Raw genomic sequence first — 21,740 nt, forward strand, 5'->3', positions numbered from 1 at the left:
GACTGCCTGTCCGAATGAGCGTGGAACAGGTGTCCGGATCAGCGTGGGCTGAGTGTCCGAATGGCGTGGAATCCGCAGTCGGACGACTTTTCGTCGGAAGACGAGCTGATCACAACGCAAATCAGCTGTAACCAGTACAGCAAGTTCAACAGCAGCATTGGGCCGAATTTTTCCAACACTAAGAGGTGCCAGGATTGGGCCACAAAGCTCACTTGCTGAATTCTTTTTTGGCTGTTGGGCACAACATGCTAGTGCGACAGATTTCCTGTCATCAGCCAGCGGAGGCTTGTTGACGATCTGCATCCCCCAGATTATTGTTGCGGCTAACAACGAATTTGTGACGATTATGCCGAAGCGGAAAAAAGACCAGTTGTCCCAGGATGCCGAGGATCTGTACGAGGCGTTGAATCAGCTCGTCCGTGTCTACCAGTTTCGAGATAGAGATCGGATTTGCTGCTACGACGTTTCAGTCACCCAGTGCTACGCGGTCGAAACGCTGGTCAAGAAAGGAGCCATGCGGCTTCAGGTCTTGGCTGAAAAGATGTTTTTAGACAAAAGCACGGCAAGCCGCGTAATCGATGCGCTCGAACGCAAGGGGTATGTGTCACGCGCTGAGGATAACGAAGACCGCCGTGCCGTGAAGATCCAGGCCACGGACGCGGGCAGGGAACTCTACGAAAAAATCAGGGGCGATCTCATTGCCGAAGAGATAACAATGATCGAGAACCTTTCAGCCGAAGCCAGGCAAGGAGCATTAACCTTGCTCAGGCAGATTACACGAGCTACCGAAAAACGCTGCGGCCTCACAAATGAGCGTGGCTCAGATCCAACGCAAGCCTATTGAATCTCCATTTTTTGATTCAAATGTTGTTACTACCAACATAATGGAACCCGATCATGCGTATCCGTCCTGCTGAGCCAGTTGATGCAACCTCGATAGCCACTATTTATAACCAAGGGATTGCGGAACGAAGTTCCACGTTCGAGACCACTCCGCGTAACCCTGATGACATGCTAGAGCGACTTGAGGCTCATGATCGTTATCCCGTTCTGGTGATGCTTGATGAGCACGATAAGGTCATCGGATGGGCGAGCCTTAGTGACTACCGCAATCGCGCGTGCTATGACGGCATCGCTGACTTTTCGATTTACATGAGCCGTGAGGTGCGAGGCCAGGGGCTGGGTAAGAATCTCCTTCAGGCGCTGCTTAAAGAGGCAGAAGCTCGTGGATTTTGGAAAGTCCTTTCTCGCGTGTTCACATCTAACCGCGCCAGTCTCGCCCTGTGCGAAGCTTGCGGATTCCGCCAAGTCGGGGTTTACGAGAAACATGCATGCCTTGACGGTCGTTGGATCGACTGCGCAATTGTCGAGCGACTCATTCCTACGAATCAAATGCCGTGGCTAACACCAATGGCTGCAACCAAGACTGAATCAAATGGATTAAGCGGCTGTTAGGGTTCTCTATCACACTTAAAATCTTGTCAGTCAGGCTACGTACAGCGAAACAATCAATCACGGCCTAACTGGTCAAGTCGAATGCAAATAGGTGGTCAAGCCTATGTAATTACGCAGCCCACTGGAGTGGATTGCGCCAGCGACGTAATTCCCCTGCTCATGCTTGAATCGACGTTGAGATAGATACCGATGTCTGCGGACATTGAATACGCGAAATCGACGTATGCGGCATAAATCCCGTATATGCGTAAACCGCTGCTATCGGTGCACATCCAATGCCCGATCAATACGCAATAGGCGTCGGTATTAACAATGACATCCAACGCCCAGCAATAAGCCACAGAAATCACCGGATCCAGAGCAACTGCGCCACGCCATAAAAATATCTACTGGGGCTTTGAATTGGACGCGATCATCTCCATGTATGCATTGCCACCCATGGGAATATCATAACCTGGTGGCCCTTCCCATTGCCGCGAGACGCCGGTATTTCTAAGCATAACCTCAACCTTAATGCCGTCCTTAACCATGCTGTCTAAATTCCACTCGAAGTGATTTATGAGAGCCTGGCAGGCCACATGAGGTACTGTTGTCAATAATCTCAAGCTGGAGTTGTTTGGCGGTAACTTAAGCCTCGCGATCTCCGACATCGTCCATATAAATCTCCGCAACCTAAAATGCCAAAGAGACTCAAATTGAAGTTCAAGTTGAGCTGACAACAACGGGAAAGACTTACGAGTCGCACGCTGCCTACTTACTTTTCGCGGCAAAAGTGCAAGCATGTTACTGATATTTACTCGCACCTGTTTTTGGGTGATGCGGTACAAGTTCTCAACGCCCTCTATAAGAATAGTTGCGTATTTTTCGTCCTCATCGTTCACCGCCGGCTCGGCACTACTCTTCTGCATTACGTTCCCTGTAATTTTACTCAACAACCAGTCCTTATCGTTTTCGTTGAGCCAACGGGTTACTTGATAAGCACTTACCCAAAGATAGTCCATACCAATGCCTGGCTTCACTTCAAGTAGCATTGAGATTTTTTCTCGATAAGCCTTTTTCTTATGTTCTGGCAAAGTTTTCTCTTTAAGACGGACCGTCGGGTTTGCCGAGCTAGCAAGTAGAGACTCTTCTGCCAAGCATTTCTCAAACTTTTCTGCACATCCAAAAAGATGGAGAGATATTAAAAGATGCCTTGCCAACGGCATATCAATTTGACCTCTTGTTGTCGATAGCCTAATCCATTGACTTCGAATTCCAGCTGCGTATGCCAAATCAATTTTTGAAATAATTTTATCGCTGAACTTATCACGAATACTGCTAAATAATTTAGCTGTGCCAATTAGGTTCCCATGAACAAACCCTTGCTTCTTTGCTTGACGCCGATAACAAGCAGCCAAAACCGTATAATCTATCGATGGCAGATTGCGTTGCAGAATATCATTTACAAAAACTGCAAACTCGCTCTCTTCATTTGAGGCGAGTGAGCGGTTCGCAGGTTTAACAGCGTTCCACCCGCAAGCACAATCATCGGTCAACCCCGGTAACAATCGGTTTTTACGATAAAAAGGATGAGAGCAATTAGGGCAAGATTGAAGAAGTTCTTCACCATGTCGCCAGCACGCTGTAACGCCCGGTACATGATGAGCTCGGTGCCAATATGCGTAGCCACACTCTATGAGGTCGGCCTGCACACAGGCCAAGCAAATTTTAGCTCTGCTATTCCTCGTACCTTCTCTCCTAGGCACTCGAGCGACATCAGATAAAACCTTGTCAAACTCCTTAGAGGGTTCTTTTGATAATCCTATAAAAGGTTTGTAGGCTGGGAACGTAGTGTTAATCTCAAGCAACTCAGCCAAGTTGCTTTCTTTAACTCCCGGCAATCGAGAAGCAAGGTTTTCTAATTGCTTCGGTATGATAGATAGCTGAAATGGCGCAACGCCAAAAAGATCACGAAAGGTTTCTGCCTCGGTTTTGTTTCCGGACAAAAAATGGTATCTCGTAATACGAGATAATAGTGTCTCGTCTGGCATAGACATTGGGAAAAACAGAATACTGGACATGAGTAGCCGACTTTCTAACGTGGGTTCTGGTAGGACGCGAGTCCTGTGGATGGTGTTCTTTTATCACATATCACCGTGTACCCGGGTAAGGATTTTTAAAAATGAACGCCATACAGTAGCGAACAGCCAGCAATTATTTTATTAGAAAACAGCAGTTTTTACGCCAGAGTCAAAATACAATACACCACACATATAAATACTTTCACTGCACGCCTCGTCAAAATTCACACATCGAATCCACGCACAGCTCATATATATAGAGGCTTGTGCCGACGGCGTTACAGAGCAATATTCATACGCGGATCAGGGTGCATTCACTCATATTTGGAGTTTTCTGAGACACGCTGTTCGATACAGCGCTGATTGAGTGATTGGCTTGCCGTCAAGTTTTAGCTTCCGCTCGGCCCAGCTCAGGCGCCGCCGATGAAATGCATCAAGGGTTTCGCATTCGGCTGCCAGTGCAGCCGCACAGTGCGGCAGCTTGTTGAGCTGCTTTTCAAACCTAGATAACACATGAAGCTCTCTGCCTATTTTTGTCCGTGAGATGCGGACAGGTTTACCTGGAAGCGCTCGTAACATTTCAGCGCATTGAACCACTTCGTTGGCAAGGTCGAGGTCTTTGAATCTTTCTGCCTGCTGTCCGCGCGGTCTGTGGGCTTTACCTGGCTCTTGTGTCAGCTCGGACAGCCATTGCCGATCGTTTCGATGAAGCCACACATAATCTCGACACTCATGAGCTAGGCGAGCTCTGTATTCCCCGTCAAATCGGTTCCTCCTATCAACCAGAAGTTTCGAAAGCCTCGCCTCTTTCCATAGGTCAGGTCCATTCGAAATCGCGCGTATCATTCGATAGACGCATGTAACCGAGCTCCTTGTTTCTGACGCTATGGTTTTAGCGTTAGCCCCCGAGAGCGCCAGCGTCCAGATCGTTTCAGATGCCTCACTCATATACTCATTGGTGCTTGAGCGATTGGTTGGAGATCTGTTGGCAGCTCGTCCACAGGGAGTTTCGGTATTGGCAGTTCGACTAAGCGACTCGGTAATAGGACCGTTTGGCCGCAGTATCCTTTCCATGTCGACCTTGAGCGCACAGGCCAGCAGGATGAATTTCAGTGGATGATGGGTGCCCCTCGGCTTACGTAAAAGCTTCACAATCCAGGCCGCCGGTATATCCGCAGACGACTTGCTCAGTATCGAGTACTCCCCTGAGGAGGGGAGCCCCTCAAAGAATGCAGACATGTGTCGCGCCAAAATGCCTAAGTGCAGCCGACCAGTATCGGAAGCCATTTTCAAGGCAATAGCGCTATCCAGAAACACCGAGCGAATCGCATCAGGACATAATGGCGGAACATCGGTCTCAAGCACCTGCATCGAACGCTGCGCTATTTCGTGCAGAGCACTTTGTAGATTTTGAGGGATCTCTAGCGAAATGGAGTGAGACTGAACGTCCTCATCGTCCGGTAAATGCATTCTTCGAGAGTTTCTGCTCAACCAGCGGTAATCAAGGAGCCTCAACGGAGTTCCATGGTGGGGACAGATCAAAACGCCTGGAAGCTGATGCACACGGTGCCAGTACGCTGCTCCCACACAGGCCATGTCCTGTTCGACACAGTCGAAGCAAAATCGCACTCTCGAAGCAAACTGGAGTCGGCTCGCGATTAACCCCAACCTTAGCATCAACCCCTTGCCGTTTCCCGCCATCAAGATATTGGCGTCGCCCACCTGTTGCGGGGTCAAAAAAGGTTCGTAGTAGGGCAGTTGCGTATGGCGCTTTATAACAGCGGCTAGCGATAAGCCTGTATCACACGGCAGCGCCTCGACAAGCTCAGCTAGTCGACATGGAAAAGCAACGTTCTGCGAAAAGCATTTCGCGGACTGCGCTCCATCGAAAACTGCTGCGCAACTACGTACGCCACAGAGCCGGGCGTATCTTGAGAGAACGCTGTGAAGCGTCTCATCGTGGAAAACGGCCGGAAAGAAATGGAATTTGAGCCCCATTTCGTCACCCTTAATTCACCCCTTCCGATACAACGGAGAAAACTCAAAGAGATCACTGCTTATCCAACCGGCGCTCTTCAACGCCTCAATGGAGTCTTCACTTTCACTTAGCGCCTGTGCCTCTGAGGTCTCAACCGCCACCGCCGCAGGTGACTGCGATTTGACTTGGTTAACGGCCGCCACATTAGGTTTGGTAGCATTATTGTCGCTGCGACTGATGACACTGCGCAGCAATGCCAGTCGCTCCGGCCGAGCCACACCATCGAACGCCATCATGTCGCTTAGTTGGTCTTCAATCGGAAGCAAATCATCGAACTGCCGCATCCGTTTCGGATCTCGGCTTCGCAGAGCGGACAAAGCTGGCTTCAATATCTGCATCTTGGTGTTGCTCACCAACGCAATTGTCTCGGCGGTAACGCATTCCGAACCACTCTGGATCGCGTACCTTTGACTGAGCACCAAAAGCTTCACCAAAAAGTCGGTGACCCCTTGTGTATGCTCATACAGCGCATCAAACACATCCTCTGTCAGTTCGACCGGCTGCTGGTACCACTGATAGCTCCAGAGGTTTTCAACAAGCATGCGCCACTCGTCATCGTCCTTCTCAAAACGTTTAAATTCGAGTACCCCGACGCCGCAGCAACGCCTTGCGTTGCGCATGACGTCCGAAAATAGGCTGATCATCGAATTTGTCCCGATGAACACCACGGGAATGCCGATGTTGTTCACTAGATGGAGGAAGAAATTGAGCATGTTGTCCTTGCCCCCAGTTTTTGCAAGGTGCAGGTTCTGAAGTTCGTCGATCAGCAAAGCTCCGATGAAAAATGTACTCGCAACCTGTTCCATTTGTTGCAACGAGTCATTGATGTTCCGAGCCCTATACCGCTTGTAGTAATCCTCATCACCTAAAGCTCGCCCGACCGCATAGAAAAATTGCTGACAGAAGCCTGCCAGCGAACCATCTCGGGGGCAGTCAAGCTTGAGCCAGGTGATCTGGGTATGAACGAACTGCTTTCCTTCATAACGCTCGTGGCGAATCGTTTGAGGGTAGAGACTCAAAATGGCTTCGAGTGCGGTGGACTTTCCAATGCCACTAAGGCCAACCAGACTGAACGTTTCGGCAGTGGACTTGAATCCATCGTGGTAGCGCTGTGCGCCCGAAAGTGAGTGAAGATGTCTGACAGTGTCTGGAGAGGTCGGGTTGCGTCCGACGTACCCACGTCGTACCAGCAATGAAAATACGGACTCCAGATCCATGTGGACCAACAAAGGCTGGACCACCGTTCTCAAGCGGTCGATGCAGTGAACCCGAGTCGATCGGTCGAGGGTCAGCTCTTCTGGATCAACAGGACGGGGGAAGTTCGAGATTAGTTGCATTGCCACCTCTTCTGAGAAGATCGGTGGCAGCGCTTCGATGAGTGGATTTCCCGCGTAGTCCGCTATCGCCTGCTTCGTGTAGCTTGCGAAAACTTGGGCGCCTTTCATGAGTTTTGTCCTGGGCGGAGGCGTTTGAGCATATCGATAACCTGAGCGCTGCGAGGGCCGGCAAAGTTTTCTGAGCGATCTTGGGAGATCTCTGTCTTGAGCACAGGCGATTCAATCCTCACACCCTCTGGCACATGGGCGGTCTCACGCTCCTTGAGGCGCTCAACGGCGCGATTCTCACGAATATTTCCAATCATCTCAGCTTTGGTCGCAGGCGCTGGCTCATCATTTCGCTCAGCGATCGCACCGCTGACGACTTTATTAACTTCCTCCAGCAACGAAATCCGACTCTCCAGCTCAGCACGTTTATGAGTCGGTGGAGTCTGGCGGTAAGCTTCGAGCAGATCGAAAATCTCATCGGATCGATAACCAGCATACTTGCTATCAGACTTACGCAAATCGCAACGGATGAACTGTTTGTTGTCTCCCCGAATCCAAATATGTGCTGAGGAATTTGGGTCATACCAACACTCTATCGACCAAACCCCGCGGCTACGGGCCTTCGCAAACCAGTTGTTCTCGATCGCTACATCACAGACATAGTGCATCCCTCGGAATAGCACACCACCCTTTTGCACCGTCGCTTGCTCACGCGGAAGCAAATGGAGATAGACCATCTCGTCGGGATGATTGTTTGGTTCGACATGACCATTTTCTAATGCCCAAGTCCAGATACCTGACGGCGTCGGATCGACACCGTCGTTCATCATCTCTTGAGTGAGCCTGTCGGGCTGCCTGTTGAAGCGGTTATAGTGAAGGACACACTGGATGATAATCTTGGTGAACTCTTTAATGCTCAGCGTTGCATCGAGTCGGTAATCTCGCTCGCCACGTTCCTTCTCCCTAGCAGCTACACCACCAGGAAGCCACCTGATGCCTGTCAGGTTGTTCAGGATACCGAACCGGCTCTCAACCATCGACTTCCAGTCAGGGCGGTAAGGCGGAGCGATTCCCAGCTCGATATTCAGGCCAGTGGCAAGACCCTCAGCTGCTTTCCCCAACATCTCGCCTCGATCAGCGTAGATGTGATGTGGGAGGTGATGACAGGCCCATTCCTCTGAATCGATTGTGACCCCATTGGTAGCGCAAAACTCAACCTTCGAAGTGAAAGCGTTGAAAAGCGCTTGCCTGGCTCCGTTCCAACTCGGGCCCTCTAATCCGATATAGAGACCGACGATCATGCCGGAAAAGCTATCAATGACGACGTACACAACCGGCCGTCCAATGAGCATTCGCCTGGAGTATCCGTTCACGAGATAAATGTCCGCAATGGTGGCATCGATCTCAAACTGATGGCAGGGGCCACGAAGCCAGTCACGGACGGTTCCAGAAAGGGGGCGGCAATCTTTTAGCCACTTACGCATTCCCTTACGGCCACGTTCAGTTTCAACCTCGTCGAAATATTGCTTTCCCCAATAATCGAACTGTCTAAAGGAAGGAATTTCCGATTCGGGTAGCAAACGACCGCCTGATTCTGGATTTTTCGACAGGTCTTTCGCGGTATAGAACCTCCTGAGCATCTCAACATAGGCGTTGGTTATCGTAGAAGTCTTATCCCCGACAAATAACGAGTAGCCGATACGGATACAGCGCTTATCCACTGCATCGATAACCTTGGTCGGTGAAACGGCAATACCTTGATACCTTGGCTTCCTACCCGGGGGCTTTGCGGGATCATACTTGCGCTCAGGAACTCCGACGCCCGCATAGTTTTTCAAGAGCGCATTTCGAACTTGGCCGTTGATCCAGTAACGGTACAGAAGCCGATAGATGCTCTTGCGCTGTATACCGAGCTCAACAGCTCTAGCGCCGACCATTTGACCCATCTCACCAGGAGCGAATATCTGACCTGGATAACCTGAGTCGATCAGGGGTGCGATGATGTTCCACTTTTCATCCCTTTCCCGCTTCTTTTTCTCATCCAAGTCATCCTCTAACACTAAGAGAAACTCAGGCGTAACGACCTTGGCTAGCTTCGTATCACCTGCAATGACGGATCCGCGAAGCTCCTCCAGGCCTAAACCAATCGGTTGGCGGGGCGGATCCGTTAATTGGATCAAAACGACCGCATCGTATCGCTCATTGAGGTACAAGACCCTAACGAAGCCCGGCACGACGGAAAACTCAGTAAGCGGTTCGAAACAATCATTGACTTGGACTTTCATGATAGGCCCTCCGCCGTCAGTGAAATTTTCATTGGTTTCTCAATGATTTCAAATGTTGGTAGTGGTGCAGTCATTTGAATGGGAGTACCAACCAAATCTACCTTGATCGACTTAGCCCATATCAGGTGATGATATAAAGCCCGAGAGTCTTGATAGGAGATAAATAAACGTGCGGCAATCTTTCGCAGAGATTCAGCAGTACTCCACGGGTAGGGACGACAGCTCGCTAAGTGCCCCAGAAAATCTGTGTGTAATGATGGCTCTGCCAAGGCGCGCGGCAGTTGAGCGAACTTCCTGAGTAAGCCTAAATTTTTGATCAAATCGGGGCTGAACATTTCTTCGGTGACAATGGCCCAATCAACGTGTTGGCCAGTCCAGAAACGCTTTTCGATCTCAAATTTTTCCAACGTCCTCCTGGCTTTTTTGCCTTCGAGGTCACTGCGGTATTTGATTGTTCTGGCTACGGATTTAAAGCTGCCATCGGGCTTTTTTATCGTTAATAAAAAATCCGTGGTCATAACGTAAGGAAGCACTGTCTTCGGATACTTCGGGTATCGCACTCCCATAGAGCTCGCGATTGCTTGAGCACTTTCTCGCGGTAGCAGTGGATACTGTTCGCGTATATCCACAACATTTTCCGAAAATTCACATACCAAAAAATAAGCGCGTTCGAGGTCAGAAAAGAGGTGGTGGAGACGATCGATCTTCACACCTTGGATCTTGTGGGAGCGTCCTCTGGAAGGCACGTCTTGGACGCGCAGCCACGGCAGATAACTGGCACCAGCTCCGCTACCGAATCCATTCGAAATATGCCGCTGAATATCTGTCTCAGACGAAAACCTACGACCGCGCAATGCTACCTCCTTCGTCCGCCGGGACCGCCTCTCCTCGCCCTGAAAAATAGTTATAGGAAAAAATCGCCCACCACCTGTTCATGGTACAGCCCTCTTTAGCCTACTCCCGGAGCGTGGCGAAGCGGAGAATCTAGACCGATGGCTCAGCCAAAAAATGGAAACCCCCGTAAATACGGGGGTTTCGGCCTTGTGTCAATCTATGTTACGGCGTGTCAATCTTTATTGTTAAGTGTCAATCTTTATTGTTAGAAGCCAGGGGTTTTGGTGGTTCGGGTGCGGTTTATTCCACCGTCACCGACTTCGCCAGGTTACGCGGCTGGTCAACGTCGGTGCCCTTCAGCACAGCGACGTAATACGACAGCAGCTGCAGCGGGATGGTGTAGAGGATCGGCGACAGGGTGTCGTGGATGTGCGGCATGTTGATGACGTGGGTGCCTTCGCCATTGGTCATGCCGGCCTTCTCGTCCGCGAACACGATCAGTTGCCCGCCACGGGCGCGCACTTCCTGCAGGTTGGACTTGAGCTTCTCCAGCAGTTCGTTGTTCGGCGCGACGGTAACGACTGGCATGTCGTCATCCACCAGGGCCAGCGGACCGTGCTTGAGCTCACCGGCCGGGTAGGCTTCGGCGTGGATATAGGAGATTTCCTTGAGCTTGAGCGAACCTTCCATTGCCACCGGGTATTGCGCACCACGGCCGAGGAACAGGGTGTGGTGTTTGTCGGCGAACAGCTCAGCGACTTTCTCCACAGTGCTGTCCATGGCCAGGGCTTCACCCAGGCGGGCCGGCAGGCGGCGCAGTTCTTCGACCAGGTGTGCCTCAACGCCTTCGCCCAGCGTGCCGCGAACCTGGCCCAGGGACAGGGTCAGCAACAACAGGCCGACCAACTGGGTGGTGAAGGCCTTGGTGGATGCCACGCCGATTTCACGACCGGCCTGGGTCAGCAGGGTCAGGTCGGACTCGCGCACCAGGGAGCTGATGCCGACGTTGCAGATCGCCAGGCTGCCGAGGAAGCCCAGTTCCTTGGCGTTGCGCAGGGCGGCCAGGGTGTCGGCGGTTTCACCGGACTGGGAGATGGTCACGAACAGAGTGTCGGGCTGCACCACCACCTTGCGGTAGCGGAATTCGCTGGCAACTTCGACCTGGCACGGGATGCCGGCCAGTTCTTCCAGCCAGTAACGGGCGACCATGCCGGCGTGGTAGCTGGTGCCGCAGGCGACGATTTGCACGTTGCGCACTTTGGCGAACAGCTCGGCAGCTTGCGGGCCGAAGGCTTGCACCAATACCTGGTTCTGGCTCAGGCGACCTTCCAGGGTGCGTTGCACCACGGCCGGTTGCTCGTGGATTTCCTTGAGCATGAAGTGGCGGAACTCGCCCTTGTCGGCGGCTTCGGCGCCGTCACGGTACTGCACGGCTTCACGTTCCACGGACTGGCCGTTGACGTCCCAGATGGACACGCTTTCACGGCGGATCTCGGCGATGTCGCCTTCTTCCAGGTACATGAAGCGGTCAGTCACCTGGCGCAGGGCCAGTTGGTCGGAGGCGAGGAAGTTCTCGCCCAGGCCCAGGCCGATCACCAATGGGCTGCCACTGCGGGCGGCGACCAGGCGGTCAGGCTGGCTGGCGCTGATCACGGCCAGGCCATAGGCGCCATGCAGTTCCTTGACGGTGGCCTTGAGAGCGTTGGTCAGGTCGCCGATGTCCTTGAGCTTGTGGTTCAGCAGGTGGGCGATGACTTCGGTGTCGGTGTCCGAGGTGAAGACATAACCCTGGCCTTTGAGCTGTTCACGCAGCACTTCGTGATTTTCGATGATGCCGTTGTGCACAACCGCCAGGTCACCGGAGAAGTGCGGGTGAGCATTGCGTTCGCACGGCGCGCCGTGGGTGGCCCAACGGGTGTGGGCGATACCCAGGCGGCCTACCAGCGGCTCACCGGCCAACGCTTGTTCGAGTTCGCTGACCTTGCCCGGGCGACGCATGCGCTCAAGCTTGCCGGCGTTGGTAAAGAGCGCCACACCGGCGCTGTCGTAGCCACGGTATTCCAGGCGTTTGAGGCCTTCGAGCAAAATGGCAGTGACGTTTCGTTCAGCGACTGCGCCAACAATTCCACACATGGTTTCTCTCCTAGATGACTGCCGCGCAAATCAGCGTGATGCCGCGGGCTTGAATCTGGTCGCGGGCCTCAAGTGGCAGGCGATCATCGGTAATAAGGGTATGGACGCTGCTCCAGGGCAGTTCCAGGTTGGGGATCTTGCGGCCAATCTTGTCGGACTCGACCATCACCACCACTTCGCGGGCGACTTCGGCCATGACGCGGCTCAGCCCCAGTAATTCGTTGAAGGTGGTGGTGCCGCGCTCCAGGTCGATGCCATCGGCACCAATAAAGAGCTGGTCGAAATCGTAGGAACGCAGTACCTGTTCGGCGACCTGACCCTGGAACGAGTCCGAATGCGGGTCCCAGGTGCCGCCGGTCATCAACAATACCGGCTCGTGTTCCAGGTCGCTCAAGGCGCTGGCAACGTGCAGGGAGTTGGTCATCACCACCAGGCCGGGCTGGTGGCCCAATTCGGGGATCATGGCGGCGGTGGTGCTGCCGCTGTCGATGATGATGCGCGCGTGTTCCCGCAAACGCCGGACGGCCGCACGGGCGATGGCGCGCTTGTAGGCCGAAATGGGCTGTGCCGGATCACCGACCAGTTCCTGAGGCATGGTGATGGCGCCACCGTAGCGACGCAGCAACAGACCGTTACTTTCGAGGGCCGCCAGGTCCTTGCGGATGGTGACTTCCGAGGTTTCGAAACGCTTGGCCAATTCGTCCACGCTGACTTCACCTTGCTCGGTGAGCATGGCAAGGATGTTGTGGCGACGTTGGGGTGTATTTCGTTTCGACATGGTGATGATAAGTTTCGTTTCGAAAGATAACGAAGGCAATCAAAACCTATTCATTCAAAATGGTCAAGCATGCGACTGAGTTTTTTGAATCAACACAGATAAAAATGTGGGAGCGGGCTTGCTCGCGAAGGCGGTGTGTCAGTCGGCGCATGTATCAACCGAAAGACCGCCTTCGCGAGCAAGCCCGCTCCCACATAAGTACCGCAGTGTTTCAGGGTTGTGGATAACTCAGCTCTTCTTGATTTTGACCGGGCGTTTCCAGCCGTCGATGTTGCGCTGGCGGGCGCGGGCGACGGCCAACTGGGACTTATCCACATCCTGGTTGATGGTGGAACCTGCGGCGGTGTTTGAACCATCACCGATAGTGACGGGGGCGATCAGCGAGTTGTTGGAGCCGATAAACACGTCTTCGCCAATGGTCGTCTGGTACTTGTTGGCGCCGTCGTAATTGCAGGTGATGGCGCCTGCGCCGATATTGCTGCGGGCACCGATCACTGCATCACCGAGGTAGGCCAGATGGCCGGCCTTGGCGTCGTCGCCCATCCGGGCGTTTTTCAGTTCTACAAAGTTACCCACATGGGCGCGAGCGCCCAGCACGCTGCCCGGACGCAAACGCGCGAACGGACCGGCATCACTGCCCTCGCCCATCACCGCACCGTCGATATGGCTGTTGGCCTTGATCACCACACCCTTGCGCAGGGTGCTGTCCTTGATCACGCAGTTCGGCCCGATCACCACGTCGTCTTCAATGACCACGCGGCCTTCGAGGATCACGTTGATATCGATCAGCACGTCGCGGCCAACGGTGACGTCACCCCGCACATCGAAACGTGCCGGATCACGCAGCGTCACGCCCAGCGCCATCAGGCGGCGGCCTTCACGCAGTTGGTAGTGACGCTCCAGCTCCGCCAGTTGCTTGCGGTCGTTGGCGCCCTGCACTTCCATCGGGTCGTGGGGCTGTTCGGTGGCGACCACCAGGCCATCGCTGACGGCCATCTCGATGACGTCGGTCAGGTAGTACTCGCCCTGGGCGTTGTTGTTGGACAAGCGGCTCATCCAGTCAGCCAGGCGGTCAGCCGGCACAGCGAGGATGCCGGTGTTGCCTTCAGTGATGGCGCGCTGGGCTTCGCTGGCGTCTTTATGCTCGACGATGGCGGCGACCTTGCCGTCAGCGTTGCGCACGATGCGACCGTAGCCGGTCGGGTCGTCCAACTCGACAGTGAGCAAGCCCATCTGGCCTGGCACCACGTGCTTGAGCAGGCGCTGCAAGGTTTCCACTTCGATCAGCGGCACGTCACCGTAGAGGATCAGCACGGTGTCGGCCTTGATGAACGGCACGGCCTGCGCGGTGGCATGGCCGGTACCCAATTGCTTGTCCTGCAATACGAAATTCAGGTCATCCGCCGCCAGCCGCTCACGCACCACATCGGCACCGTGGCCGATCACCACATGAATGCGCTGTGGATCCAGCTGCCGGGCGCTGTGGATAACATGGCCAAGCATGGAGTTGCCGGCAACCGGGTGCAGCACCTTGGGCAGGGCCGAACGCATACGGGTGCCCTGGCCTGCGGCAAGAATTACGATTTCGAGAGACATGAATGGCTACCAATCCTGGGCGGTCAGACTTCAGACCAAAGAAGTGTTTTGCAAAAAAAGAAAAAGGGTAGCCGAGGCTACCCTTTTTAATCAATCACGCATGAGGCTTGACGGCTTAGCCGCCAAACTTCTTGCGGATCTGCTGGACGGTGCGCAGCTGAGCTGCGGCCTCGGCCAGACGTGCAGCAGCAGAACCGTAGTCGAAATCTGCGCCTTTTTCGTTCAGGGCCTTCTCGGCAGCCTTGACGGCTTCCTGAGCGGAGGCTTCATCCAGGTCGGCAGCACGTTGCACGGTGTCGGCAAGTACCTTGACCATGTTCGGCTGAACCTCGAGGAAACCACCGGAGATGTAAAACACCTCCCGTTCCCCGCCCAGCTTGGTCAGAGTGATCGGACCAGGCTTCAAGGATGTAATCAATGGCGCGTGGCCAAAGTTAATACCCAGGTCGCCCAGTTCGCCGTGTGCAATCACACTCTCGATCTGACCGGAGAAGATTTCCCCTTCCGCGCTGACGATATCGCAATGGAATGTCATAGCCATCTGCTTGCCTCAACCTGATTAGCGCCCGTTACCGGGCGCCGGAATTACAGTTTCTTGGCTTTCTCGATCGCTTCTTCGATGCCGCCGACCATGTAGAACGCTTGTTCTGGCAGGTGGTCGTAGTCACCGTTGAGGATGCCTTTGAAGCCAGCAATGGTGTCTTTCAGGGAAACGTATTTACCCGAGGCACCGGTGAAGACTTCAGCCACGAAGAACGGCTGCGACAAGAAGCGCTGGATCTTACGAGCGCGGGATACCAACTGCTTGTCGGTTTCCGACAGCTCGTCCATACCCAGGATCGCAATGATGTCCTTCAGTTCTTTGTAACGCTGCAGAACGTACTGGACGCCGCGAGCGGTGTCGTAGTGTTCCTGGCCGATGACGTTCGGGTCCAGTTGGCGCGAAGTCGAGTCCAGTGGATCGACCGCTGGGTAGATACCCAGGGAGGCGATGTCACGGGACAGTACGACGGTGGCGTCCAAGTGGGCGAACGTGGTCGCTGGCGACGGGTCAGTCAAGTCATCCGCAGGTACGTATACCGCTTGGATCGAGGTGATCGAACCGTTTTTGGTCGAAGTGATACGCTCTTGCAGAGTACCCATCTCTTCGGCCAGGGTCGGCTGGTAACCTACTGCGGAAGGCATACGGCCCAGCAGTGCGGATACTTCAGTACCGGCCAGGGTGTAACGATAGATGTTGTCGACGAACAGCAGAACGTCGTTACCTTCGTCACGGAACTTCTCGGCCATGGTCAGGCCGGTCAGTGCTACGCGCAGACGGTTACCCGGCGGCTCGTTCATCTGACCGTAAACCAGTGCCACTTTGTCCAGAACGTTGGAATCCTTCATCTCGTGGTAGAAGTCGTTACCCTCACGAGTACGCTCACCCACACCGGCGAACACGGAATAACCGCTGTGCTCGATGGCGATGTTACGGATCAGTTCCATCATGTTTACGGTTTTGCCTACACCGGCACCACCGAACAGACCGACTTTACCGCCCTTGGCGAACGGGCAAACCAGGTCGATAACCTTGATGCCGGTTTCCAGCAGGTCGTTGCCGCCCGCTTGTTCCGCGAAGGAAGGCGCAGGACGGTGAATGCCCCAGCGCTCTTCGGTGTCGATTGGACCGGCTTCGTCGATCGGGTTACCGAGGACGTCCATGATCCGGCCCAGGGTCGCTTTACCGACCGGTACGGAGATGGCTGCGCCAGAGTCAGTGACTTCCAGACCGCGCTTCAAGCCTTCGGTGGAACCCATTGCAATGGTACGAACCACGCCGTCGCCCAGCTGCTGCTGAACTTCCAGGGTGGTGCCTGCATCGCTTTTGACTTTCAAAGCGTTGTAGATGCTCGGTACGCTGTCGCGTGGGAATTCCACGTCGATAACGGCGCCGATGATTTGAACGATACGTCCGCTACTCATAGCTGGATCCTCTGAATATTTGAACCGTTAAACCGCGGCAGCGCCGCCGACGATTTCCGAGATCTCTTGGGTGATCGCAGCCTGACGCGCCTTGTTGTAGATCAGCTGCAAATCGCTGATCAAATCACCGGCGTTGTCGGTAGCGTTCTTCATCGCGATCATCCGCGCAGCTTGTTCAGCCGCGTTGTTCTCGACCACCGCCTGGTACACCTGCGACTCCACGTAGCGCACCATCAAGCCGTCAAGCAGCTCTTTGGCGTCTGGTTCGTAGAGGTAGTCCCAGTGGTGCTTGAGTTCTTGTTCCGGGGCGGCCACCAATGGAATCAACTGCTCCACGGTAGGCTGTTGCGTCATGGTGTTGATGAACTTGTTGGATACCACGGAGAGGCGGTCAATCCGGCCTTCCAGGTATGCATCCAGCATCACCTTGACGCTGCCGATCAAATCATTGATCGACGGTTCTTCACCCAGGTGGCTGATAGCTGCAACGACGTTACCGCCGAAGTTGCGGAAAAAGGCCGCACCCTTGCTACCGACCACACACAGATCGATCTCGACGCCTTTTTCGCGGTTTACCGCCATGTCCTTGACCAGGGCCTTGAACAGGTTGGTATTCAAACCACCGCACAAACCACGGTCACTGCTCACCACGACATAACCGACGCGCTTTACTTCGCGATCGATCATGAACGGGTGGCGATATTCCGGGTTGGCGTTGGCCAGATGACCAATAACCTGGCGGATACGCTCCGCGTAGGGACGGCTAGCAGCCATGCGCATTTGTGCCTTGCGCATTTTGCTGACCGCCACTTTTTCCATGGCGCTGGTGATCTTTTGCGTGCTTTTGATGCTCGCAATCTTACTGCGAATCTCTTTTGCGCCTGCCATGTAACACCTATCAGGTTAGCAAGCGGGAGCCTCGCGGCCCCCGCTGCGGCTTACCAGGTTTGGGTGGCCTTGAACTTCTCGATACCGGCTTTGATGCCAGCGTCGATGTCGTCATTGAAGTCACCCTTCACGTTGATCTTCGCCATCAATTCGGCGTGATCGCGGTTGAAGTAAGCAATCAGCGCTTGTTCGAAGCTGCCGACCTTGGTGATTTCAACGTCGGTCAGGAACCCACGCTCAGCGGCATACAGCGACAGCGCCATGTCAGCGATCGACATTGGTGCGTATTGCTTCTGCTTCATCAGCTCGGTAACGCGCTGACCATGCTCAAGTTGCTTACGGGTCGCTTCGTCCAGGTCAGAAGCGAACTGGGCGAATGCCGCCAGTTCACGGTACTGAGCCAGAGCGGTACGGATACCACCGGAGAGCTTCTTGATGATCTTGGTCTGAGCGGCACCACCCACACGGGATACCGAAACACCGGCGTTCACTGCAGGACGGATCCCGGAGTTGAACATGGCCGATTCCAGGAAGATCTGACCGTCGGTGATGGAAATCACGTTGGTCGGAACGAACGCGGAAACGTCGCCAGCCTGGGTTTCGATGATCGGCAGTGCGGTCAGGGAACCGGTTTTGCCGGTCACTGCGCCGTTGGTGAACTTCTCTACGTATTCTTCCGAAACGCGGGATGCGCGCTCCAGCAGACGGGAGTGGAGATAGAACACGTCGCCTGGGTAAGCTTCACGGCCTGGTGGACGGCGCAGCAGCAGGGAAATCTGGCGGTAAGCCACTGCTTGCTTGGACAGATCGTCATAAACGATCAGCGCGTCTTCACCGCGGTCGCGGAAGTATTCGCCCATGGTGCAACCGGAGTACGGTGCCAGGAACTGAAGTGCAGCGGATTCGGAAGCACTGGCGGCCACGACGATGGTGTTAGCCAGGGCGCCGTTTTCTTCCAGCTTGCGAACCACGTTGGCGATGGTCGATTGTTTCTGACCGATGGCTACGTAGACGCAGAAAATCCCGCTGTCTTTCTGGTTGATGATCGCGTCGATCGCCAGAGCGGTTTTACCGATCTGACGGTCACCGATGATCAGCTCACGCTGGCCACGGCCGACAGGAATCATGGCATCGACAGCCTTGTAGCCAGTCTGTACAGGCTGGTCTACCGACTTACGCCAGATCACGCCTGGAGCAACTTTCTCGACCGCATCGGTCTCGGTGTTGTTCAGCGGACCTTTGCCGTCAACTGGGTTACCCAGTGCGTCGACAACGCGACCCAGCAGTTCCTTACCAACCGGAACTTCCAGGATGCGGCCTGTGCACTTGGCGCTCATGCCTTCGGCCAGAGTCTGGTAGGAGCCCAATACAACGGCACCTACAGAGTCTTGCTCCAGGTTGAGGGCCATACCGTAGACGCCGCCCGGAAACTCGATCATCTCGCCGTACATTACGTCGGCCAGACCGTGAATCCGCACGATGCCGTCAGATACGCTGACGACAGTGCCTTCGTTACGGGCTTGGGAGGTCACATCGAGCTTGTCGATGCGGCCCTTGATAATTTCACTTATTTCGGAAGGATTGAGTTGCTGCATTGCTCTGCTGCCCCTTCAAACTCAAGATTTCAATGCTTCGGCAAGATTCGCGAGTTTGCCGCGAATCGAGCCATCGATAACCAGGTCGCCGGCGCGAATGATGACACCACCAATCAGGGTGGCATCCTCCGCAACTTGCAGGCGCACTTCCCGGTCGAGTCGTGCACTGAGAACCTTGGCGAGTTTGTCTTGCTGTTCTTGGTTCAATGCAAAAGCACTGGTCACTTCAACATCTACCGATTTCTCTTGTTCGGCCTTGTACAGGTCAAACAGAGCGGCGATCTCCGGCAGAAGCGGGAGACGGTCGTTTTCGGCAACGACGTGGATGAAGTTCTGCACTTTCACATCAAACTTGTCGCCGCACACGTCAATAAACGTGGCGGCCTTGTCTGCGCTCGTCAGTCGCGGGGCCTTGAGCACGCGCTGCATGGTGTCGTCTTGCGACACTGCTGCAGCCAGGCCGAGCATGGCTGACCAAGAGGCCAGCTGCTGGTGGGCCTGGGCGTGCTCGAAGGCTGCCTTAGCGTAAGGTCGGGCCAACGTGGTCAATTCTGCCATGATCGCCCTCGCTTAAATTTCAGCAGCCAGTTTGTTTACCAGCTCCGCGTGCGCGTTTTGATCGATTGTGGCACCCAGGATCTTCTCAGCACCGCCGACGGCCAGAGCACCCAGTTGGGCACGCAGCGCATCTTTGACACCGTTCAGTTCCTGCTCGATCTCGGCTTGAGCCTGAACCTTCACACGGTCAGCGTCGATACGGGCTTTTTCAACAGCCTCTTCAACGATCTGGTTACCGCGTTTCTTGGCTTGCTCAATGATTTCAGCTGCCTGAGCTTTCGCTTCGCGCAGTTGTTGACCCGCTTTATCTTGGGCCAACTCCAGGTCGCGAGCTGCTCGTGCGGCAGCGTCCAGTCCGTCTGCGATCTTCTTCTGACGTTCGTGCAAAGCCGCGATGACCGGAGGCCATACGAACTTCATGCAGAAAACTACAAAAATCAAGAACGCTAAGGACTGACCAATAATGGTTGCATTAATGTTCACGCCAATACCTCGCTCGTTCGTTGCACAACACACCAATCACTCGAAAAAACGAGTGATTAACCGGCGAGTTGACCAACGAAGGGGTTCGCGAAGGTGAAGAACAGAGCGATACCAACACCGATCATGGTCACGGCGTCGAGCAGGCCGGCGACGATGAACATTTTAACTTGCAGCATTGGAACCATTTCTGGCTGACGCGCTGCGCCTTCCAGGAACTTGCCGCCCAGCAGGCCGAAACCAATGGCAGTACCCAGGGCGCCCAGGCCGATCAACAGTGCAACAGCGATAGCGGTTAGACCAACTACAGTTTCCATCTTTCCTCCCGACTTTTACGTCGTATGGTTTAGGTTTTTTAGATTTTAAAGCGGTAAAACAAATCGTTTCATAGCCCTTCAGGGCTACCCTCCCGTTTGACCGGGAGGGACATCAGACTAGTCGAGACTGGTCTTAATGGTTCTCTTCGTGCGCCATCGACAGGTAGACGATGGTCAGCATCATGAAGATAAACGCCTGCAGGGTGATGATCAGGATGTGGAACACAGCCCACGCCCACTGCAGAACAATGCCCAGGCCGCTAAGCCAGAGCAGACCACTGCCGAACATCACAGCGATCAGAATGAACACCAGCTCGCCGGCATACATGTTGCCGAACAGTCGCAGGGCCAGGGAAATCGGCTTGGCGACCAGGGTCACGAACTCCAGCAGGAAGTTCACCGGGATCAGCAGCGCTTGAACGAAGATGTTCTTGCTGCCGAACGGGTGCAGGGTCAGTTCGCCGATGAAGCCGCCGATGCCCTTGATCTTGATGCTGTAGAAAATGATCAACGCGAACACCGACAGGGCCATGCCCAGGGTGGCGTTAGGGTCCGTGGTCGAAACCGCACGGAATGGAATGTGGTGATCGCCGGAGATCAGGATGGCCAGCTGAGGAATCCAGTCGACCGGGATCAGGTCGACGGCGTTCATCAGGAACACCCAGACGAAGATGGTCAGTGCCAACGGTGCAATCACCGCGCTACGACCATGGAAGCTGTCCCGCACGCTGCCATCGACGAATTCGACCAATACTTCAACGAAGTTCTGCAAAGCACCTGGCTGACCGGAAGTCGCCTTCTTTGCCGCCATGCGGAAAATCAGGACGAAGATCAGACCCAATGCGACAGACCAGCCCAGAGTATCCAGGTGGAATGCCCAGAAGCCCATTTCTTTGGCTTCTGCTGCGGAGTGGGCAAAGCCCCAGCCGCCGTTGGGAAGCTGACCGAAGGTCAGGTTCTGCAAGTGGTGCTGGATATAGCCCGAAGCGGTTGTTTCTGCCATGGTTGCCTCAAACGCCCTAAGGTTTCGAAAGTCTTGTTTTCATTAGCAGGGGAGCGAACCAGCTGACCAGTTGGGTCAACACGAAGACGCCGAATACAGCCAGCGGCGCCAATGGCTTCACACCTGCAAAGGTCAGTGCAAACAGCACTGCCGTCAAAATCAATTTCCCCGCCTCGCCGGCATAAAAAGACCGGACGATAGCCTGGGCTGCTCGGGCGCCGGAAAACCGAAAGGCCCTGTGAGCAAAATACATATTGGGCAGCAAGGCTATCAGGCCTCCGCAGAGTCCCGAGTATCCGGCTACGACTCCATACCAATACCAGAGCGCCAAAGAGGCGATCAGTAAAATGACAAATTGAGCCACTAAAACCGGGAAAACGGCCAAGCGATGGAACGGCAACGTGTTTGGCGTGCGGGTTTCCATCACTCT

Annotated in this window: 19 protein-coding genes and 1 pseudogene; 2 read left to right on the forward strand and 18 right to left on the reverse strand. The window is 54.4% G+C overall.

Features of this window, described 5'->3' with window-relative positions; translation table 11 throughout:
- Positions 1-346: 346 nt before the first annotated feature.
- Positions 347-844, forward strand: a complete 498-nt coding sequence (locus AC3WKX_RS06725; protein ID WP_025992770.1) for a MarR family winged helix-turn-helix transcriptional regulator — start codon at positions 347-349, stop codon at positions 842-844.
- 53 nt (positions 845-897) lie between these two features.
- Positions 898-1,455: an arsinothricin resistance N-acetyltransferase ArsN1 family A gene (locus AC3WKX_RS06730; protein ID WP_019334872.1), complete on the forward strand. Its 558-nt coding sequence runs from the start codon at positions 898-900 to the stop codon at positions 1,453-1,455.
- 386 nt (positions 1,456-1,841) lie between these two features.
- On the opposite strand, the gene AC3WKX_RS06735 is transcribed toward AC3WKX_RS06730, so the two are convergent.
- The 18 genes and pseudogenes from AC3WKX_RS06735 to AC3WKX_RS06820 form a co-directional block, all read right to left on the reverse strand.
- Positions 1,842-3,515: a TniQ family protein gene (locus tag AC3WKX_RS06735; RefSeq protein WP_102606399.1), complete on the reverse strand. Its 1,674-nt coding sequence runs from the start codon at positions 3,513-3,515 to the stop codon at positions 1,842-1,844.
- A gap of 318 nt (positions 3,516-3,833) precedes the next feature.
- Positions 3,834-4,985, reverse strand: a complete 1,152-nt coding sequence (locus AC3WKX_RS06740; RefSeq protein ID WP_227496890.1) for a TnsD family Tn7-like transposition protein — start codon at positions 4,983-4,985, stop codon at positions 3,834-3,836.
- 54 nt (positions 4,986-5,039) lie between these two features.
- A pseudogene (locus AC3WKX_RS06745) lies at positions 5,040-5,513 on the reverse strand (TniQ family protein); the annotation flags it as partial.
- Between the two features lie 15 nt (positions 5,514-5,528).
- Positions 5,529-6,998, reverse strand: coding sequence for an ATP-binding protein (locus tag AC3WKX_RS06750; RefSeq protein WP_019334869.1), 1,470 nt, complete (start codon positions 6,996-6,998; stop codon positions 5,529-5,531).
- The gene (locus AC3WKX_RS06755; RefSeq protein WP_038444699.1) at positions 6,995-9,163 is read right to left on the reverse strand and encodes a TnsB C-terminal domain-containing protein; all 2,169 of its coding nucleotides are present in this window, start codon (positions 9,161-9,163) and stop codon (positions 6,995-6,997) included. Before AC3WKX_RS06755 ends, AC3WKX_RS06750 begins: the two co-directional genes overlap by 4 nt.
- Positions 9,160-10,017, reverse strand: coding sequence for a TnsA endonuclease N-terminal domain-containing protein (locus AC3WKX_RS06760; protein ID WP_061433812.1), 858 nt, complete (start codon positions 10,015-10,017; stop codon positions 9,160-9,162). The genes AC3WKX_RS06755 and AC3WKX_RS06760 overlap by 4 nt, the downstream gene beginning before the upstream one ends.
- A 280-nt stretch (positions 10,018-10,297) precedes the next feature.
- A complete protein-coding gene (gene glmS / locus AC3WKX_RS06765) occupies positions 10,298-12,130 on the reverse strand; it encodes a glutamine--fructose-6-phosphate transaminase (isomerizing) (protein ID WP_008439539.1) in 1,833 nt (610 codons plus the stop codon).
- A 10-nt stretch (positions 12,131-12,140) separates the two neighbouring features.
- Positions 12,141-12,908, reverse strand: a complete 768-nt coding sequence (locus AC3WKX_RS06770; protein WP_003213539.1) for a DeoR/GlpR family DNA-binding transcription regulator — start codon at positions 12,906-12,908, stop codon at positions 12,141-12,143.
- A gap of 228 nt (positions 12,909-13,136) precedes the next feature.
- Entirely contained in the window at positions 13,137-14,504 is a 1,368-nt protein-coding gene (glmU, locus tag AC3WKX_RS06775) for a bifunctional UDP-N-acetylglucosamine diphosphorylase/glucosamine-1-phosphate N-acetyltransferase GlmU (RefSeq protein WP_003213541.1), read from the reverse strand.
- Between the two features lie 115 nt (positions 14,505-14,619).
- On the reverse strand, positions 14,620-15,045 hold the full coding sequence (locus AC3WKX_RS06780) for a F0F1 ATP synthase subunit epsilon (protein ID WP_008439541.1): 426 nt from the start codon (positions 15,043-15,045) through the stop codon (positions 14,620-14,622).
- 44 nt (positions 15,046-15,089) lie between these two features.
- On the reverse strand, positions 15,090-16,469 hold the full coding sequence (gene atpD, locus AC3WKX_RS06785; protein WP_003213545.1) for a F0F1 ATP synthase subunit beta: 1,380 nt from the start codon (positions 16,467-16,469) through the stop codon (positions 15,090-15,092).
- Between the two features lie 27 nt (positions 16,470-16,496).
- The gene (atpG, locus tag AC3WKX_RS06790; RefSeq protein ID WP_003213547.1) at positions 16,497-17,357 is read right to left on the reverse strand and encodes a F0F1 ATP synthase subunit gamma; all 861 of its coding nucleotides are present in this window, start codon (positions 17,355-17,357) and stop codon (positions 16,497-16,499) included.
- A gap of 50 nt (positions 17,358-17,407) precedes the next feature.
- Positions 17,408-18,952: a F0F1 ATP synthase subunit alpha gene (atpA, locus tag AC3WKX_RS06795; RefSeq protein WP_003213549.1), complete on the reverse strand. Its 1,545-nt coding sequence runs from the start codon at positions 18,950-18,952 to the stop codon at positions 17,408-17,410.
- Positions 18,953-18,973: 21 nt separating this feature from the next.
- Positions 18,974-19,510, reverse strand: coding sequence for a F0F1 ATP synthase subunit delta (locus tag AC3WKX_RS06800; RefSeq protein WP_003213551.1), 537 nt, complete (start codon positions 19,508-19,510; stop codon positions 18,974-18,976).
- Positions 19,511-19,522: 12 nt separating this feature from the next.
- Complete coding sequence (locus AC3WKX_RS06805; protein WP_008439543.1) at positions 19,523-19,993, reverse strand: F0F1 ATP synthase subunit B; 471 nt, start codon at positions 19,991-19,993, stop codon at positions 19,523-19,525.
- Between the two features lie 56 nt (positions 19,994-20,049).
- A complete protein-coding gene (atpE, locus tag AC3WKX_RS06810) occupies positions 20,050-20,307 on the reverse strand; it encodes a F0F1 ATP synthase subunit C (RefSeq protein WP_002555987.1) in 258 nt (85 codons plus the stop codon).
- A 133-nt stretch (positions 20,308-20,440) separates the two neighbouring features.
- Positions 20,441-21,310, reverse strand: a complete 870-nt coding sequence (atpB, locus tag AC3WKX_RS06815; protein WP_003213554.1) for a F0F1 ATP synthase subunit A — start codon at positions 21,308-21,310, stop codon at positions 20,441-20,443.
- Between the two features lie 16 nt (positions 21,311-21,326).
- Positions 21,327-21,734, reverse strand: a complete 408-nt coding sequence (locus AC3WKX_RS06820; protein ID WP_003213556.1) for a F0F1 ATP synthase subunit I — start codon at positions 21,732-21,734, stop codon at positions 21,327-21,329.
- Positions 21,735-21,740 lie beyond the last annotated feature (6 nt).

It is taken from the genome of Pseudomonas sp. GP01-A4 (assembly GCF_058780865.1).